This window comes from Nonomuraea sp. MTCD27 (assembly GCF_041950495.1).
Classification (GTDB): domain Bacteria; phylum Actinomycetota; class Actinomycetes; order Streptosporangiales; family Streptosporangiaceae; genus Nonomuraea.
This window is the reverse complement of the sequence record NZ_JBGNUW010000003.1, coordinates 182,311-201,328: the sequence shown is the minus strand read 5'-3', so window position 1 is coordinate 201,328 and position 19,018 is coordinate 182,311. Positions and strand designations below refer to the sequence as shown.

General features: G+C 73.2%; 8 protein-coding genes. 1 reads left to right on the top strand and 7 read right to left on the bottom strand.

The genetic code is table 11. The features are described 5' to 3' along the window. Positions 1-43 precede the first annotated feature (43 nt). From ACBJ59_RS09015 to ACBJ59_RS08985, 7 genes are all read right to left on the bottom strand, one after another. A complete protein-coding gene (locus tag ACBJ59_RS09015; RefSeq protein ID WP_375109683.1) occupies positions 44-2,485 on the bottom strand; it encodes a methyltransferase in 2,442 nt (813 codons plus the stop codon). Between the two features lie 31 nt (positions 2,486-2,516). Then, positions 2,517-3,962, bottom strand: coding sequence for an ABC transporter ATP-binding protein (locus tag ACBJ59_RS09010; RefSeq protein WP_375109682.1), 1,446 nt, complete (start codon positions 3,960-3,962; stop codon positions 2,517-2,519). Then, entirely contained in the window at positions 3,959-4,717 is a 759-nt protein-coding gene (locus ACBJ59_RS09005; RefSeq protein WP_375109681.1) for an ABC transporter permease subunit, read from the bottom strand. The genes ACBJ59_RS09010 and ACBJ59_RS09005 overlap by 4 nt, the downstream gene beginning before the upstream one ends. A gap of 131 nt (positions 4,718-4,848) precedes the next feature. Beyond that, on the bottom strand, positions 4,849-5,796 hold the full coding sequence (locus tag ACBJ59_RS09000) for an ABC transporter permease (RefSeq protein ID WP_375109680.1): 948 nt from the start codon (positions 5,794-5,796) through the stop codon (positions 4,849-4,851). A gap of 1 nt (position 5,797) precedes the next feature. Beyond that, positions 5,798-7,345 (bottom strand): ABC transporter substrate-binding protein, encoded by a 1,548-nt coding sequence (locus tag ACBJ59_RS08995; RefSeq protein ID WP_375109679.1) that lies wholly within the window; start codon positions 7,343-7,345, stop codon positions 5,798-5,800. A gap of 11 nt (positions 7,346-7,356) precedes the next feature. Further along, the gene (locus ACBJ59_RS08990) at positions 7,357-13,860 is read right to left on the bottom strand and encodes an SDR family NAD(P)-dependent oxidoreductase (protein ID WP_375109678.1); all 6,504 of its coding nucleotides are present in this window, start codon (positions 13,858-13,860) and stop codon (positions 7,357-7,359) included. After that, positions 13,857-17,756, bottom strand: coding sequence for an amino acid adenylation domain-containing protein (locus tag ACBJ59_RS08985; RefSeq protein ID WP_375109677.1), 3,900 nt, complete (start codon positions 17,754-17,756; stop codon positions 13,857-13,859). The genes ACBJ59_RS08990 and ACBJ59_RS08985 overlap by 4 nt, the downstream gene beginning before the upstream one ends. Positions 17,757-17,869: 113 nt before the next feature. Here ACBJ59_RS08985 and ACBJ59_RS08980 point away from each other — a divergent pair, with 113 nt between their 5' ends. Further along, the gene (locus tag ACBJ59_RS08980; protein WP_375109676.1) at positions 17,870-18,988 is read left to right on the top strand and encodes a class I SAM-dependent methyltransferase; all 1,119 of its coding nucleotides are present in this window, start codon (positions 17,870-17,872) and stop codon (positions 18,986-18,988) included. The last annotated feature ends 30 nt before the right edge of the window (positions 18,989-19,018 follow it).

The following is a 19,018-nucleotide window of genomic DNA, read 5'->3' as shown; positions in this document are numbered from 1 at the left end:
GCTGACCGGTACGGCGGGCCCGCGCGCCCGCCGTACCGGAGTGTCAGAGCCTCGCCGCGACGAACAGGTGCTGGGCGGGCGAGGCCAGCGGGGAATCGGCCTTCGGAAGTTCGAGGATCGGGCGCAGCCCGGCCTCCGCCAGCTCGGCCGGAAGCTCCCTGCCGGTGAAGAAGACCTTGCCCGTACCGCCGCGACGGTCGCCGGCACCGAGATCCGGCTCCCCTTCCCTGGAGGACAGCAGGAACTGCATGGTGGCGAGCACCAGGTAGTGCTCGCGGATCGCCTCGGTGACCACTACCAACCCGCCGGGCGCCAGCAGTTCCCTGATCCAACGCAAGGATCGTCCGGCGTGCCGCGCGCAGTGGAGCACGTTGGCGGCGATCACCAGGTCGGCGCCGCCGCGTGCCGCTCCCTGGGCGACGAGGTCGGCGTTGATGTCCAGCAGGGCGTAGCGGAGCCGGTCGCCGAACCGGTCCTCGGCCGCCATCGTGAAGAATCTGGACACGTCGGTGAAGAGGTAGTCGGCCTTCGCGGCGCCGAGTCCGTCCAGCGCTGCGGCGGTACTGCCGCCCGCGCCTCCACCGAGCTCCACCACGCGCAGGGGTTCGGCTCGGCTGACCGCCGCCCGCGCCACGAGGTGCCCCATGGCGGCGTTCAGGTAGGTGTTGCTGACGTTGTTCTGGTCCTTGCTGAGTGAGGTGAGCAGGTCCCCGTCGGGGAACAGCAGCGCCTGGGCCATGATCTCGTCCCGGAGCAGCTCGGGAAGGCGGGCGAGAGCGGTGCGGAAGAAGGTCGCCATCTGTTCGGGATAACCCAGCTCGGCGCAGGCGCGATCCAGGCTCGCTCCGTCGTCCTGCGCCGGGATGTCGGCGTCCACGACCTCGAACCGGCCGCCGGGATCGCGGCGAGCGAGCCCTTCGGTCGTCAGCACCTCCAGCCAGCGCCTGACGATCCATTCGTGCCGGGAGGCCACGCCGAGCGTCGCCATGATCTGCTCGGCCGTCTGCGGTCTGCCGGAAGGCACGGCGTCGGCGATCAGCCTCGTCAGCGCCCGTAGCGCGATCTCGTCGAACCGCCGGACGGCGTGCGGGAGATGCGCGAGTGCGGTGTCCGGCACCGGCTCCGCTGTCCTCCGCTCCCTCATGACCGGAATCATGCGTGCGAGGGCGAGGCGCCCGGCCAGATCGGCATCGACCGCCTCGCGTGTGAGGCTGACGGCGTCGCGCCCGGGGCCGCTGGAGGTCTGGGTTGTCAGTTCCTCTGGGATCGGCAGCTCCGCACGCCTGAGCTCTCGGCGGGCCACTTCCGCCAGCCGTGCCCGGGCGAACGCGCCCAGCGGCTCGTGCGGCCGGGCCACTCCCGCCGGCACGTCGGGTGCCATGGCGGCGACCGCGGCCGGAATCGCGACCTGCAGCCTCGTGGGATCGTCCGGGTCGAGCAGCACCACCCCTTCCGTTCCCTCCAGGATGGCCCGCAGGCTCGCCCCTGTCGGAGCCGATGTGCCGGGGTCGAACAGGCCGTTGGGGATGCCGGCCAGCCGAACGGGTTCGCCTCGCCGCGCCAGCCCTGCCAGCGCGGCCACCGGGTCGGGCCCGAGAGCGTCCCACAGGTGCGTGGTGGCGGGCGGGCCCTGCGGCGGCTCAACGTGCAGCACGGCGTCGAACCGGTATCGGGTCAGCTCGGTGTCGGCCGTGAGGGTCTTGGCGAACAGGCTGATGGTGACCCGCCGGCCCGCGCTCGCGGCCACGGCGGCGAGCGTCGCGGGGTCGAGCAGCAGCTCGGTGTCGGTGGCGGCACGCTGCGCGGCCCGGTCTGCTGATCCGGGTTCGAGCAGGCGGCAGTGCTCGTCGAGCAGTCCCGAGTGGCGTACGTCCCCGACGACCACGGTCCCTCCCGGCGCCACGAGTTCGATGGCGTCGTGAAGCACCGCCGCCAGGTACTCCACGCTGGGGAAACACTGGGTGACGGAGTTGAGCAGAACGCAGTCGGGCCGTTCGCCGAACCGGGCCACGGCGGAGCGCACCGTGCTGCCGTTGATCTCGTGGGCGGCGGCGCGTACGACCGTGACGCCGTCCAGGCCGAGCCCGTTCAGCCGGGTCACGACGTGCTCGGCGATGTCGGTCCCCACGTAGCCCTTGAGGTGGGGGTGGAGACGATGCAGCAGCATGCCGGTTCCGCAGCCGAGCTCGAGCAGATGGGAAGGCCGGTGTCGCAGGACCAGTTCGGCGGTGCGGTCGGCCCACTCGGTCATGTGCTCGGCGGGCAAGGGCCGGCCCGTGTCGCTGGCGCGCCAGCCGGACAGATCGAGGTCAGGGCGGTGTGCGCCCTGGCCGGAGCGGTAGGTCCAGTCGTAGACCTCTCCCCAGTGTTCGAGGTGCTCCGCCACCAGGTCGCCGAGCACGGGCGGCCGTCCCGGCTCATGTCGCACCGCCAGCGCCGCGGGGTCTGCCGTGACGACGAGCCCACCTGTGCCGGTACGGTCCACACGGGCGATCCATGGATGGGCGAGCAACGTTTCATAGGGCGTCAAGAGAGGGCCTCCGGTCATCGTGGTGAGAACAGGGATGGGAGTGCAGCCGGCCTCCTTCGACCTGGAGCACGCGGTCGGCGCGGGCGGCCACGGCCGGGTCATGGGTGACCGCGAGGACGGCGAGGCCGGTGTCATGGCGCAGCGTGTCGATCAGGTCGAGGACCAGGCCGGCGGTACGAGCGTCCAGGGCGGCGGTGATCTCGTCGGCCAGCAGCACGGCCGGGCCCCCGGCGAGCGCTCTGGCGAGGGCGACCCGCTGGCGCTGACCGCCCGACAATGCGGCCGGATAGCGGTACGCCAGCTCCACCGGCAACCCGACGGTGGCCAGCAGTTGGAGAGCCTCCGCGCGGGCGACCCTGCGGGAGAGCCCGCGTAGTGTGCGCAAGGGCCGGGCAAGTGCCGCCCCGACGGTGCGGGCCGGGTTGAGCACGTCGAGGGGGTTCTGCCCCACCAGGGCCAGAGCCCGTACCGCGGCCGGGCTCCGCTCGGTCACGACCCAGGGCAGCGGTTCCCCGGCTACGGTGGCGCGTCCGTGTTCGGCGGGGTGCAGCCCGGCGAGCACCCGCAACAACGTGCTCTTCCCCGAGCCGGACGGCCCGAGCACGGCCACGGTCTCGCCTGACGAGATCGCAAGATCGACATCCGACAACAGCGGTAGCCCACCGGGCGGCTGCGCGATGGTCATCCCACGCACCTCCAGCACCGGCTCGCCGCCCGCTCCCGGTTTCCGGGTCGTCTCAGGACGGACCGGCGTCCGTGGTGCGACGTCGTTCCCCTCACCCGGGTCGAGCCGTACGACGTGGTCCGCCAGCTCGCTCACCACGCCCATGTCGTGCGAGACGATGAGCGTCACCGAGCGGCCGTCGCCGCGACGCCGCCGCACCCGCTCCAGGGCCAGTGCGAGCGCGGCCGGGTCCAGTGCGCTGGTCGGTTCGTCCAGCACGAGCAGTTCGGGGTCGGCCGCCAGGGCGCGGGCGAGTGCCACTCGCTGCGCCTGCCCACCCGAGAGCTGGTGGGGGCGGCGTTGACCGATATCGGCGGGGTCCAGGCCGACCTCGGCGAGCGCCTGTTCTTCGGCGCCGCCGGCGCGCGCGGATCTGGGCAGAGCCTCGCGCACGGCCGCCCGCGCGTCCAGCAGGGGATGCAGCGCGGATGCCGGGTCCTGGCCGAGGAAGCCGACAGTGCGCCGGCGCCAGCGACGCGGAGCTCGTACGGAGGCGCCGTGCCACTCGATCCGCCCGCCCGCGTGCGTCAGGCCGAAGGGCAGCGCACCGAGCACGGCCCGCAGCACGGTGGTCTTGCCCGCTCCGGACGGCCCTACCAGGGCGAGCACCTCGCCGGGTGCGATCCGCAGGTCCAGCCGGTCGACGATCACCGTCCCGGTCCTGTCTGTGACGGTGAGCCCGCGAACGGTCAGGCCGCGCCGGCTCACGAGAGGCCGTCCCGGGCGACGAGGGAGTGGGAGAGTGCCGCCACGCTGCCGGCCAGGACCGCCAGGGCCACCGCCGGGGCGATCGTCGCCGCGGGGTTGAGCCCCAGGCCCTGGAGGTTCTCGCGGAGCATGGCGGCCCAATCCGGCGCGGGCGGCTCGGGTCCGAAGCCGAGGACGTTGAGCGCGGCGGCGAGTTGCACGGCCAGCACCATGCGCTGGCCGAGGTCCGCGCAGACGAGCCCAGCGTGCGCGGGAAGGACCTCGCGCAGCAGTACGGCGCCACCCGTCTCCCCTCGGGACAGCGCCGCCTCGACATAGCCCGCCTGCCTCGCCGCGGCCGTGGCGTCGGCGACCACCCGCAGGGTCAGCGGCGTGCCGCCCAGGACGGTGCCGGCGATCACCGCCGCCGGACCCGGCAACGCCACCACCGCGAGCAGCGCGAGCAGCAGCAAGGGCAGGGCCAGCAGCAGGTCGGCGGCCCCGGCGACGGCGCGCCCGAGCCGTCCGCGGCTCCAGCCCACCCAGAGCCCGCCCGCCACCCCCAGAGCCGATGCCGTCAACGCGGCGGCCAGCGAGGTCAGGGTCAGGTCCCGGCCGCCGGCCAGGACCCTGGCGAGCACGTCCCTGCCCAGCGCGTCGGCACCGAAGGGCGATCCCGATGCGACCTCCGCCCATGGGGCGGCCACTATCGCGGCCGGGTCGTGCCCGGCCACGACCTCACCACCGAGCGCCACCAGGAGCACAACGCCGGACAAGCCCCCGAAAACGAGCATGGCGGGAGAACGGCGCCCGGCCGGCGAGGATCCGTCCTGTGCGGCGCTGCGCGCCGGAACCGACCTGTCCGCCGCATCCCCTGAGCGCTTCAGGAAAGAGCCGTTCGCACGCTTCATGGGCGGGCTGCCTTGGCACGTCGGCGTGGGGCGACAGCATCGGCGGCGAGGAGACCGGCCACCACAACCGCCGCAGCCAGCAGGGCAACGCTCTGGACGACCGGCACGTCCCGTGTGGAGACGGCGGTTACCAGCAGCTCCCCCAGCCCCGCCAGCCCGAACAGGGTCTCCGCGACGGCCGCGCCCGCCACCAGCCCACCGAGAGTCACGGCGAAGAGGCGGGTGGCGGGCGCCGCGATCATCGGCAGCACATACCGGAGTGCGATGGCGGCCGGTGACAGGCCGCGCAGTTCGGCGTCACGCACATAGGGCCGGGCCACCACGTCCGCGATCGCCCCGCGGAGCAGGGCGGCGCCGTACGCGGCGATCGGCAGCGCGAGCGTGAGCACGGGAAGCACCAGCAGATCGGGCCGGCTCCAGGGAGGCTCTCCGGCGGGCAACATCGACACCGGCGGGAACAGCCCCCAGGCCGCGGACAGCCAGGCCACCAGCGCGGCGGCCACCACGGCCTGCGGAAGGGCCGCGCCCGCCACGATCAACGCGTTCGCCGCGGGCCGCAGCCACCTGGGGCCGCGCACGGCGGTCCAGGCCAGGGCCGCCGTAAGGGGGACGCTGACCGCCAGGGCCGCCACGGTCAGGGTGAGCGTCACGCCGGCCCGCTCCGCGACCAGCTCGCCGATCGGCCGCCCGGTGATGAGAGAGACTCCCGGATCGCCGGTCAGCACCCCAGACAGCCAGCCCAGGTAGCGGACGTGCAGGGGACGGTCCAGCCCCTGCTCCGCCCTCAGCCGAGCGAGCTCGTCAGGAGTGGCACGACCGCCGCTGACGAGGTCCGCCGCGTCCCCCGGCAGCGCCGCCGTACACAGGAAGATCACCGCTGAGGCGGCCGCCATCAGCAGTACGCTCCTGGCCAGTGCACGGCCCGGCCACGGCACCCGGCGCATCTCAGCCGTCCAAGCTCACCTGGTCGATGAACGCCGAGGCGAATCCGATCCCCTCGGGAACGCCGCTCAGCCCTGCCTTGGCCAGGTCGAGCCGATCGCTCAGCGCCCAGATCGCGTAACCGCCCTGGTCGCGGAGCCTGGCCTGCAGCTCGCCCAGGAGCCCGCGCCGCTTGGCGTCGTCCGGCTCGGCCAGGGCTTTGTCGAGGTCCGCTGACCAGGTACGGTCCTGCCACGCCGTCTCGTTGGTGGGAGAGTCAGGCGTGAGTGCCACCCGCACCACGTCGAGGAAGGGAATGCCGCCCAGGTAGCTGAGGTAGAAGGGCTTGCGGGCGTAGACGGCGGAGAAGTAGGTGTCGGCCGGCTCCACGGCCACCTTCACCCGCATCCCGATCTCGGCCAGCTGCTGGGAGATCAGCGTGGCGGCGCTGTCCATCCCCGGGTAGGCCGTGGTGGTGTGCAGCGTGAGCTCGACGCCGTCGGCGAGACCGGCATCCGCCATCAGCTTCTTGGCGCGGGCGAGGTCGCGGGTGGTCTGCGCCAGGTTCGCCGGGCTGGTCGGGTCTTTGGGGGTGATGAGGTCGTTGCCGATTTCGCCGTAGCCGAGGAAGGCGGTGTCCAGGAGCTGTTGCCGGTCGAGGGCGAGCCGTACGGCCTCGCGTACCCGCAGGTCGTCGAAGGGCTTGGTGTCCATGCGCATGACCAGCGGGTACAGGGTGGCGCCCGGCCGGCGGAGCAGCCGTACCGCGTTGTTGCCCTCCTGCTGCTTGGCCAGCGTGACGGGCACTCCCCCGGCCAGGTCGACCTGGCCGGACAGCAGCGCCTGGGCGCGCGCCTGCGGATCGGGCACGGCGCGTACCTCGATGGTCCTGGCCGGGGGCTTGGGGCCCCACCAGTCGTCGTTCCGCTCGTACACCACCGCTTGTGCCCCGCCCTTGTTCGTCGGGCGGAAGGGGCCGGAGCCCGGGACCGGCTTGCCGAAGTCGTCGCTCCCCTCCGGCACGACGAATGTCGCGCCCTCCAGCGCCTTGCCGACCTCGGCGTAGGGCTTCCTGGTCACCAGCTCGAAGGTGGTGTCGTCGATCACTTCGGAGGCGTCGAGGTCGAACATGGCCATGCGGCCGAAGTTCTCCGCCGCCTTCTTGCCCATCCGGCGCAGCGAGAACAGCGCGTCGGCCGCCTTGACCCGGCGACCGTCGGAGAAGGTGGCGTCGCCGCGGATGGTGACCCGCCACTTGGTCAGGGTGGCGTCGGGCCGCCATGCGGTCGCCAGGCGCGGTTGGGTCGAGCCGTCGGCGCCGGGAAGGGTGAGAACGTCGTAGGTCAGGGCCATCCTGACCACATCGCTCTCGCCTGGCAGCAAACCGTGCGGGTCGGTGACGGCGTTGGACGGCGAGCCGGGCGCGGCGTAGCGCACGGTGCCCGTGCCCGTGCCGGAGCCGGTGCCGGTCGGCTGGGCGGCGGTGCCGGCCGGCGCGGTGCCGGAACAGCCCGTCAGGAGGGCGACCGCGGTGACGACCGCCGCCGATCGGCGGCGGAGTTGGGAATGCATGGGAACCTTTCTCAAAGTAGCGCCAGCGCCCTGTCGAGCGCGGCGTTGATCAACCGGGCCACGGCGGGCAGCACGGGAGGGTGCAGGAGGCCGTAGTGGTGGGCGTCGACTCCGGTGGCCTCGACCGGCCCGGCCAGGTAGCGTCCCCAGCCGAGGTCGGGCCGGCCCGGCGGGGTGTCGTCGACGCCCATCCCGATGCCAGAGTTGCGAGGTGAGGGCCGCTCCGCCCGGATCAGCAACGTGGCTGTGTCCGGGTCGGCCAGCCGCCGTGGGGTGTGGGCGGCCAGCGCCCGCAGGTGCCTGGCGAACACGGCCACCCGCCCCGCCAGGTCCTCGCCGCGGCCCAGCAGCCGGTGCTCGCGTAGCCGGTCGGCGACCGCACTCATGCGCCCTTCCTCGGGTACGTCACCGATGCTCAGGTCGATACCGAGGTAGGCCTCCAGGGCGTGCAGGTGCCGTACCGTCACCTCCCATTCGATCCCGGCGGCATCACGGCCGGGAACGTCGCGGATGAGCGCGGGATCGTTGGAGTCGAGCATCGCCAGCAGCGCGGTGTGCCGGCCACCGGCGTGCAGCAGCCGGGCCATCTCCTGGGCCACGGTGCCGCCCATCGACCAGCCGCCCAGCAGCCAGGGGGCCGTTCCCGGGCCGCCGGAGGCGTCGATCGCCCGCACGTACTGCTCGGCGATGCCTTCGACGGTCTCCGGTCCCGGCCCGTACGCGCCCGACAGTTCGGGATCGGCGAGTGCCACGACGTCCACGCGGGGGTCCAGCAGCCGGGACAGCTCGGCGTAGCACAGCACGTCACCGCCCGAGGGGTGGGCGAGGTACAGCGTGGGGCGGGCCGTTCCGCCCGGCTCGGCCCGCAGCGGCAGCACGATGTCCCGCACGGAGCCGGCCCGGTTCACCACCGCTCGCGAGGCCGGCTCTCGGGGCGAGGGTGGTGCGGCACTGCCCGAGGAAGGAGCGGCTTCTCCCGAGGGCGCCGGAACGGTGTGCCAGGGCTCGGGCCGGATCCAGGCGTCGGACGATCGGGCCAGCTCGCGCACCCGTGTCACGTGCTCGGCGAGCGCCGCCTCCAGCTCGTCGCCGGGCAGGACGCCCTCCAGGACGTCCCATTGCAGCCGCAGTTCGCCGTCGTGTTCGAGCACCTGGTGGTCGAGCCAGGTCTGCGGCGTCTGTGAGACCGCGTATACCTGCTCGCCGGCCCATTCCAGGTGGCCGCCGTCTTCCACCATGTCCGTGATGCCGAGCGCGCTGGTGAACACCACGGGCACCGGCCGTACCTCTCCCGTCCTGGCGGCTTGCTCGGTGAGCACGTCCAGTGCGGAGAAGCCGCGGTGGTCGAGGTCGTCGAACATCCTCGCCTGGGTGGCGGCGGCCCGGTCGGCGAAGACGGCTGCGGGCTCGGCGGGGACCTCGTGCAGCAGCAGGGAGGTGAAGTCGCCGACAACCCGGTTGACGTGCGGATGGATGGCCGGGCGGTCGAAGAGGGTCAGTGTCACGCAGAACCCGGCTGCCCCCGACCAACGGGCCAGTACGTCAGCATAGACGGTCAGCAGCGCCGCCGCCGGGGTGACCCGGTGCCGGGCGGCGGCTTCCCGAAGCGCTGCCCATTCCTCGCGGTCCAGCCGTGCGGAGCGCCGTACGAACTTCGGGGGTGACCCTCCCGGGTCGTGGACCGGCAGGCGGGGCGGGCCGGGGAGTGTGTCGAGGCGCCGGCGCCAGTAACGCGCGGCGCGGTCGTCACGCCGTCGCTCCAGGGCGGCCGCGCAGGCCGCCGGGTGCAGATCCAACGTCGGCAGCGGGGCATCAGGGTTCTCGTAGAGGGCGTGCAGTTCGGACTCGATGATCCACCAGCTGGCGGCGTCGCAGATGAGCACGTCGACTCCGATGAACAGCCTGATCATGTTTCCGGGCAGCCGGGCTGCCTGGATCTGCGCCAGTGGCCAGCGGTCGGGCGGGCCCGGCTTGGTGGACAACTTCTCCCGCAGCACGGCCAGCCGTTCCGCCCGGCGGCCCTCTGTCGTCGCGGTCAGGTCGTGCGCCCGGATCCGGTAGCGCGGCAGGTTGTCCAGCACGCGAAGCCGTCCCTCGGGCGTGGCCACGGCGCGGAGCATGGGATGGCGGGCCACGACCTGGTTCCAAGCCTCCTCGAAGCGGTTGAGGTCCAGGTTGTGGCAGTCGTACTCGAGGAAGAAGTGGCAGGGCAGCTCCCCCCACTGGTAGCCGCCGTCCCGCCCGATCCAGTAGGCGTGCTGGACCCGTGTCATGGGGAAGGTGCCGTCGCCGTCGACGGCGTCCTCCTCCGGCGTGCTCTCCTGGGTCGGGTACGGCTGCGAGCCCGCCGATTCGACCAGCTTGGCGATGCCCGCCACGGTGGGCGAGGCCAGCAGGTCCCGCATGCCCGGCCGGACGCCGAAGCGTTCGCCCAGCGCGGCCAGCATTCGCACGCCCAGCAGGGAGTGGCCGCCGAGCGCGAAGAAGTCGGCGTCGGGATCGTTCACCGGGATGCCGAACAGCTCCGACCACAACTCGCTCACCGCTCGCTCGGCCGGAGACAGGCGCGCAACGTCGCCGCCGGTGGCCACGATCGGCCTCGGTTTCCCCGCCGCGATGATGCGCGGGTTGAGATCGGTCCCGGCGACCGACACGATCGGGGGCACCGTGCCCGACTCGCGCGCGGCCAGCAGGCGGTCCAACGCCTTGGTACCGGTGACCGCGTCGAGCGCGCCGGCGAGGACGACGGTGGCCTCGGCACCGTCCTCGGCCACCCGCCAGCCGTCCCAGACCGCGCTGACCCACTGGGTGGCGCCGGGCGCCGCGAGGCCGAGCGCGTCCATCGCGGCGTTGGCCGCCGCGTAGGGGCCCATTCCGACACCGCCGACCAGGGTGGTCACCGAGGACATGAGCAGCACTGTCCGGGGACGGCGCTCCGGCGGCAGCGCGGCGATCGCGTCCCTGAGGGCGAGCACTCCCCCGGCCTTGGCCCGTACATGTGCGGCCGCTTGGCCAGGGTCGAGCGACCGCAGCGGGTCCAGCCGCGCCCCCGCGACCACGCCTGCCGCATGGACGACGAGCTCGATGGGCTCGCCGGCGGACAGCTCCTCCATCAGGGCAGAGGTCGCGGCAGGGTCGGCGGCGTCACAAGCCCGCACGTCCACACCGGCCTCGGCGAGCGCGGTTCCCCGGTGACCGGCCGTACGCGATGTGACGACCACCCGATGCCCGCGCGCGGCCAGATGCCGGGCGAACAGTTGCCCGACCGCCCCCAACCCACCGGTGATCAGCACGCTGCCGGTCGCCGTGGCGCTCCCTCCGGTGCGGGCCGGGCTCCAAGGCGCCAAGCGGCGTCGCCACCTGGTCACGCCACGCATTGCGGTTTCCGTTCCCGTCCCTTCTCCGCTCGCGAGGGCGCTGAGTTCACGGAGCACGGCCCTCGCCTCGGTGGCGGGCTCGGCCTGCGTGCCCAGGTCGAATGTGGCCCATCGCAACCCGGGCTGTTCCTGGCCGAGCACTCGCGGGAGCACGCGGACGGCCGCCTGCGCCGGGTCGGGTGGTGGATCGCCACCGACCTGCTCGCCGTGCCGGGTGACCAAGAGCAGACATGGCTGCTCCGCCTGCCCGGCCAGCTCGGCCGCCACGGCGGCGACCTCGCCGAACGCGAGCACGGCAGCGACGACGTCGTCGGCGGCCGGCGCGGCGGCCCGCTCAGCGCCGTCCCCCGTCGCCACCGCGACCAGTCCGGTCAAGGGCTCGTCGGCAGCCGTGAGATCGGCCGCCTCCAGCCGGGCACGCAGCTCATCCGCCAATGTGCCGGTCCCGATCACGGCCCAGCGGCCGGCCGGGACCGGCTCCGACTCGGCGGGGAGGACCTGACTCCACACCGGGACCTGCAGCGGCTCCTCCGCATCGACCTCCAACGACGTGTCCGAAGCTGGAGGGTCGATCCACAGGCGGCGGCGCTGGAAGGCGTACCCCGGCGCGTGCACCCGCCGCCGACCGGCTGCGGACAGCGCGGCGAGGTCCACGGTCCGGCCGTGGGCCCACAGTGTGGCGACTGCCTGCCGCACGCTCGCCGGCTCCGGCTCGTCCGGCACCAGCGTCGCCAGGACCGACCGCAGGCCTGGCAGGGTGTTCCTGCGCGCGAGGGCGGACAGCGTGGTTCCCGGTCCGACCTCCACGAGCAGGGTGTCTTCCCCGGGGCCGAGTGCTGCCTCCAAAGCCTGCGCGAACCGTACGGGGTCGCGCAGTTGCCGCGTCCAGTGACCGGCGTGCGCCAGTTCGGCGCCGATCGAGGCGCCGGTGACCGTGCTGAACACGGGCACGGCGGGGGCGCCGCCCGTCAGTCCGGCCAGTGTCGCGCCCAGGCCGGGCAGCTCCGGCTCCATCAGACGGGAGTGCATCGCGGCGTCCACCCGCAACCTCGTGCCCGTGATGTGACGTCCGCGCAGCTCATGCGCCAGCCGGTCGACGGCCGCCGCGGGCCCGGACACCACGCAGGCGGCCGGGGCGTTGACGGCGGCGAGATCGAGGTCGGGATGGCGCGACAGCAGTTCGCGTGCCTCTTCCTCGCCGAGCGGGACGGCGAGCATCGAGCCGCCACCGGCGGCTCGGGCCGCGGCGGCGCACCGGGCGGCGACCAGCTTGGCGGCCTCGGCGAGCGGCAGCGCGCCGCTCACCACCGCGGCTGTGCACTCACCCAGGCTGTGTCCGACGAGGGCGTCGGGCACGATGCCCCATGATGCGAGCAGCCGCGCCAGTCCGTACGACACGGCGAAGACGGCCGGCAATCCGAAGCCGGCGTCGCGGACGCGTGCCTCGCTGATTCCCGGGTCCAGGGCGTCGCGGACGTCGGCGCCAAGCAGCGGGCGCAACCGCTCCGCGCACTCGTCCACGGCCTGGGCGAAGACCGGCTCGTCACGGTAGAGCGCGTTGCCCATCCCGGGATAGGCGCTCCCCGCGCCGGGGAAGGCGAACACCAGGCGCGGGCCGGCCGCCTTGACCGGCGTCGCCGCGGCCAACCCGGCCCGGCCCACGCCCGCCACCCGGTAGGCCAGCTCGGCACGTCCCGTGGCCAGCGTGTAGGCGAGATCGGCCTCGTCGGGTTCGGGCCGGGACGCCAGAGCGCGGGCGGTGGCGACCGCCGCCTCAGCTGTGGCGGCCGAGACCGCCAGCACCTGGGGCCGCCGATCGGCGGGGACGGGCGGGCGGTGCGGGGCCGGCCCGAGCACGGCGTGGCAGTTGGTGCCGCCGATGCCGAACGAGCTCACCCCTGCCAGCGAAGGGGCGTCCCAGTCCCGGGTCTCGGCGATCACCTCGAACGGCGACCCATCCAGGCCGAGCAGCGGGTTGAGCGGGTAGGCGTGCAGTGACGCGGGCAGCACCCGGTGTTGTACGGCCAGGACGGCCTTGATGAACGAGGCGATGCCGGCGGCGGAGTTGGCGTGGCCGATGTTGCCCTTCACCGAGCCCAGCCCGCACCACGCCGGTCCGGTCTCACCGAACACCCGCCGCAACGCGGCCACCTCGATGGGATCTCCGAGCGCGGTGGCGGTGCCGTGCGCCTCAATGAGTCCGATCTCGTGCGGCGACGCGCCGGCCACCGCGAGCGCCTCGGCCACCGCCCGGGCCTGGCCCCGCATGGACGGCGCGGTGAACCCGGCCTTGTCGGCTCCGTCGTTGTTCACCGCCGAGCCGTGCAGCACGGCGAGCACCGGGTCGCCGTCGGCCAGCGCGTCGTCCAGGCGGCGCAGCACCACCACGCCCACGCCCTGGGTGTAGACGATGCCGGTGCCGTCCGCGCTGAACGGCCTGATCGTCCCGTCCGACGCGTACACGCCGCCGGCGACGTGCACGTACCCCTGCCCTTGCGGCACGATCAGCGACACCCCACCGGCGAGCGCGGTGTCGCACTCGCCGGACAGCAGCGACTGCGCGGCCAGATGCACGGCTACCAGCGAGGTCGAGCAACTCGACGCCACCGCCACCGCCGGGCCCGTAAGGTTCAGCCGGTAGGCCGTCTGCAGCGGCAGGTAGTCGGCCTGGGTCGAGATCGCCGTCTGCAGGCTGCCGAGCGGGTCCCGTCCCGCGCCGGTCGGGTTCCACCGCTCGGCGAGGTTGCTCGCCAGGTAGGCGCTCTGCATGGCGCCCGCGAAGACCCCGACCGCGCCGGCCCCGCGTCCGCCGCCATGACCGGCGTGTTCCAGCGCGTGCCAGGCACATTCGAGGAACAACCGCTGCTGAGGGTCAAGCAGGGCCGCCTCGGCGTCGCTGAACCCGAACGGCTCGGGGTCGAAGTCGGCCTGGCCCTCAATGAGCCCGCCGACGGGGACGAACCCTGGGTGCGCCCGCAAGCTGCCCGGCACGCCTCGGGCGGTCAACTCGTCGTCGGTGAACCTGGTCAGCCCTTCGCGACCGTCCCGCAACAGCGCCCAGTACGCTTCGGCGTCAGGCGCCCCGGGAAAGCGGCAGGCCAGGCCGACGACGGCGATCGGATTCTGCGCGGCGCTCATCCGGCGAGCTCCGCCGCACGCGCTCGGGCAGCCCTGCGAGCGGCGGCTTGATCAGAAACGAGATCGGGCTCGGCTGCCGAGGGCGGATCTTCTCGAGGTGACGGGGTGGCGGGGCCGATGCTGCCGGACGCCTCTCTGCGGGCGGTGATGAAGGCGGCCAGGTCCCGGACCGTGGGCCGGGCGAACATGTCCACCACTGTCAGTCCTTCGTCCAGCTCGGCTCTTAGGGCGCGATGGGCGAGCACGACGGTCAGGGATGACGCTCCCAGCCGGAAGAAGGGCGTGGTCACATCGACCGGCGTCTTGAGCAGCTCGCTGAAAACCCTGGCCACGGCCCGCTCCACCTGCGGATCCGGCACGGCGTCCGACCTGGCGGGGACAGGGTGGGGCGGCTCCTGCCGGCCCGCGAACGTGTCGGGTTGTGGCTCGACCGTGGGCGTGGCGAGACGCGGCGATGTGGCGACGTCAGTCGTGGGAAGCCCGTCGGCGCCACCCTCGACGACGAGCTCCATCACCCCGTCGGGCGACACAGTGAGAGTGAGACGTAGCCCGCGCGTGACCGTGGCTCTGATCGCCTGCGCAGGCCGTGCGGTCTCCGCAGGAAGGAACGCCCGCGCGCTGGTGGCGGTCTCTCCGGTGACGGCCGTAGGCGCGTTCATGACCGCTGGGCTGCGAGCCTCGTCCCGGGCCGGAGCCCCGGTCGGCTGGTACGGGTTGGCGAGCGCCTTGTAGTCGATCTTGCCGTTGTCCGTGATCGGCAGGGTGTCCATGATCAGGAAGCGGTTGGGCACCATGAACCCGGGCAGGCTCGCCCGCAAGGCCTCGATCAGCTCGTCGTCCGCCGGAGGCGCCGCGGGATCGGCGGGCACCACGTAGCAGACCAGCCTCGGCCGGTCGTCGGGCCCGGGCACCGCGCGGGCCACCGCCTGCCGCACGGCGGGGAGCCGGTCGAGGGTGGCCTCGATCTCGCCGAGCTCGATCCGGTGGCCGCGGATCTTGACCTGCCGGTCCAGCCGGCCGAGGAACTCGATCGTCCCGTCGTACCGCCAGCGTCCGAGGTCGCCGGTCCGGTAGAGACGGCGGCGCAGGATGGGGTGCGTGATGAACCGCTCGGCCGTCTGCCCGGGGTCCCCGACGTAGCCGCGGGCCAGCCCGTCGCCGCCGATGTGCAGCTCGCCCGGCTCGCCCACCGGGCAGGGCCGGCCGTGTTCGTCGAGGATGTGGAAGGACTGGCCGCGTAGCGCCCGGCCGTACGGGATGCTCGGCCAGGACGGGTCCACCTCCTCGATGGGATGGCAGATCGACCAGATCGACGCCTCGGTCGCCCCGCCCAGGCTGACCACTCTGGCGTCCGGGGCCAGGGCCCGGAGCCGGTCGGGCAGCGTCACCGGGATCCAGTCGGCCGACAGGAACACCAGCCGCAGCGTGGCCAACGCCTCGCGCACCACCTGCGGCTCCAGCTCCGCGTACTCCACCAGCATCTCCAGCAGGGCAGGAGCGGTGTTCCACACGGTGACGCGGTGGCGGGCCATCAGCTCCAGCCAGTGGCCGGGGTCGCGCTGGCGGTGGGCCTCGGGCAGGACCACGGCGCCCCCGGACCCGAGCACCGCGAAGATGTCGTAGACCGACAGGTCGAAGCTGAACGCCGACAGGGCCAGCACCCGGTCGTCCGGGGCGAGGGGGAACCGGTCGGCGAGATCGTCCAGGGTGGTACGGACCGCACGGTGCTCGATGGCCACCCCCTTAGGCCGCCCGGTCGAACCGGAGGTGAAGATCGCGTAGGCGAGGTCGTCCGGGGCGGGCCGGCGCGGCTCGGACCCGTCCGGAAGCCGGAGAACGCCGTCGGCGTCGAGCCGATGCACGCTGACCTGGTCCGGCCACGCGGTGTCGTCGGCCTCCGCCGCAAGCAGCGCCGTCCGGATCGAGGCCTGCTCGCACAGCGAAGCCACCCGGCCCGCGGGCCAGGACGGTTCGACGGGCACGTACCCGGCACCGCCGGCCAGCACTCCCAGCAGGGCGGTGACCTGCGCGACGCTCTTGTCCGCCACGACCGCCACGAGATCGCCGGGCCCGATCCCGAGCGCGGCCAGCGCCCGGCCCGTGCGCTTGGCCTGCTCGCTCAGCTCCCGCGCTGTCACCTCGCCGGTCAGGTCGAGCAGGGCGGGCGCGGACGGGTCCCGTTCGGCGGCGGCGCGCAGCAGGTCGTCCAGGAGCGGACCGGCCCCGCCGAACGCCCCGCCCGCCACGTCCTCGTCGGGGAGGAACGAGGGGTCCCAGGCGAGCGCGGAGTCGGTCCACAGCTCCGGCTCCGTGGCCAGCCGCCGCAGGAGGCGGACGTGCGCGGCCAGCATGCCGTCGGCGAAACCGGCCGGCAGCGCCCCGTCGACGACGTCCCACGCGATGCGGAGCCTGCCGTCCTCGTCCCAGACGATGTGGTCCAGCATCACCTGCGGCGTCTGCGAGACGCCGAAGACCTCGGCGCCGAGCCAGGCGGTGGGCGCCTCGCCGGGCCCCGCCAGGCCGACGCCGCTGGTGAAGACCACGGTGTGGGTGGGTACGGGCAGCCCGGTGGCGGGGTCGGTCACCCGGGGACGCTCCCCCGACTCGATCGCCGTACGCAGTGCCTCCATCCCCGAGACTGCCCGGTGGTCGAGGTCGGTCCAGAACTGCCGGTTGACGGCCGCGGCGTAGCCGGTGAAGCCGTACCAGCGGCCGGGGTCGGCCATGGGGATTTCCACCAGGACGGTGCTGGTGAAGTCGCCGACGACACTGTCCAGGCCCGGGGTGTCATCTGCGAGAGCCAGGTCGTCGCGGTCGAAGAGGGTGGTGTTGAGGCAGAAGGGATCGCGGGCGCCCCAGCGCTGCAGCACCAGGCCGAAGGCGGCCAGCAGCAGGCCGGTGGGGCTCAGCCCGTGCGCCGCACCCTGCTTGCGCAGCTGCGTCCAGTCCTCCGCGGACAGCTCGGCGGCATGCCGGACGATGCGGTGGCCGCTGAAGTCGGCCGGGCCACGGGTCCAGGGCAATCCCGGGCCGTCCGGCAGGCCGGCCGCCCGCCGCGCCCAGTAGGCCGCGTCGATCTCGCGCCGCCGCAGGTCGGCCGGGTCCTCCAGCCGACGCCGTACGAGGTCGGCGAAACCGAGCGGCGGTGCGGGCAGCTCCAGGTCAGGGTCGGCCGCGTACTGGCCCCACTCCCTCATCAGCCGCATCCAGCTCATGAGGTCCAGGGCCAGCACGTCCACACCGATGAACAGCCGGGTCCGGCCGTCCGGCAGCAGGGCCGCACGCAGGTCGAACAGCGGCCACCGGTCGGCGGGCAGCACCTGGTGCGAGCATTTCGCACGCAACGCCTTCAACGCCTGCTCCGCCCGTTCCGGACTCTCACCACGCAGGTCCGTACGGGCGATGACGTAGTCGGGCACCTGGGCGAGCACTCTCTGCCTGGCGTCGGCGTCCACGACCATGCGCAGCATCGGATGCCGCCGGACCAGCCGATTCCACGCGCTCTCCAACCGGTCGAGGTCCGCGTCCTGGGCGTCCTGCGGCACGCGGTCGTACTCGAAGTAGTAGAAGGTCGCCACTCCGCCCAAGGGGAAGGCCGGGTCCCGGCCGACCAGGTAGGCGGTTTGGATGGGAGTCAGCGGAAAAGACTCCCCTGCCTCGGCGGGGTCGTCCGGGACGATCCCGGCGGCGACCGTGCGCGCGGTCGCCGCCCCGAGGAAGGCCGTCAGCGGGAGCTCGAGTCCGGACTCCTCCACCAGGCGGCGGCGCAGGCGTACGGCAGTGAAGGACTCCAGCCCCAAGGCGGTGAGCGGGGCGTCGGGGTCCAGATCCGAGGGCCGGAGTTCCAGTACGTCGGCCAGGCAGGCGAGCACTTCTTCGACGGTGGCGGAACCCAAGGGGTGACCCCTTCCACAGAGATAGCAATGGAAACGGTTTTCATTGCTACACAACTTCTCACATTTGTCCAGATCTTGAAAATGATTACCGTTATTTCGTACGATCTCGCCCTATGTCGCTGCTGAACGACCGCGCTGACAGTGCCGCGCACGCCGCCATCGCCGGAACCGGCATCGGTGACGCGGCCGGAGCCGTCCATGACCTGGACCGGCTGATCCTGCTCGGCATCGCGGCCGACCTGCACCGGCGCACCCGGCTGCGCTCGGGCCTGGCACACGGGCCCGGCGCGGTCGCGGACGACCTGGGCGCCGCACCCCGGCACCGCTGGATCGCCGGGCACTGGCTGACCGCCCTCCACGAGGCCGGTCTGGCAGGCCGGGACGCCACTGGCCGATACCACGACCTGCACGGCCCGCGGCGGGCGGAGCTGGCCGCCGCCCGCACCCGCATGGAGGCCGCGCGGCTGGCGCTCGGCTACCCCACCGAGCTGGCCGAGCTGATGCTGCGCTCGCTGCGGCTGCTGCCGTCCCTGCTGCGCGACGAGATCGGCGTGCAGGCGCTGCTCTACCCCGACGGGGAGCCCGCCACCGCCGAGGCCGTCTACCGCGGCAACGTCATCAGCCGCTACCTCAACGCCGCCGCGGCCGAGGTGGTCCGGGACCTGACCGAGCGCGTCACCCGGCCGCTGCGGATCCTGGAACTGGGCGCCGGCATCGGCGCCACCACCGCCGACCTGCTGCCGGTGCTGACCGGCCGGCCGGTCGAGTTCTACCTGTTCACCGACCTGTCACCGTTCTTCCTCGACACCGCGCGCCGCCGCTTCGACGCCGGCTTCCTGCGGTACGCCCTGCTCGACATCGCCCATGACCTGCCGCAGCAGCCGGGCGGGCTGGACCTGGTCGTCGCGGCGACCATGGCGCACAACGCCCCGCATGTCGACCGCCTGCTCGGCCAGGTCGCCGCGTTGCTCGCTCCCGGCGGGCGGGTACTGCTCATCGAGACCGTCCGCGAGCATCCCCAGTCACTCACCTCGATGCCGTTCGCGCTGTCCACCGACGACGGCCCGCCGCGGCGGCTCGACTGCCGGGCCGGCACCACCCGCACCTACCTGCGTCGCGAGGAGTGGCTGAGCGCGCTGGCAGGCAGCGGGCTGCGGATCGAGGTGGACCTGCCCCGTCCCGGGGATCCGCTGACCGCGCTGTCGCAGCGCCTGCTCGTCGCCATCCGCTGATCACCCGACTGTTCACCCGACGATGGGAGT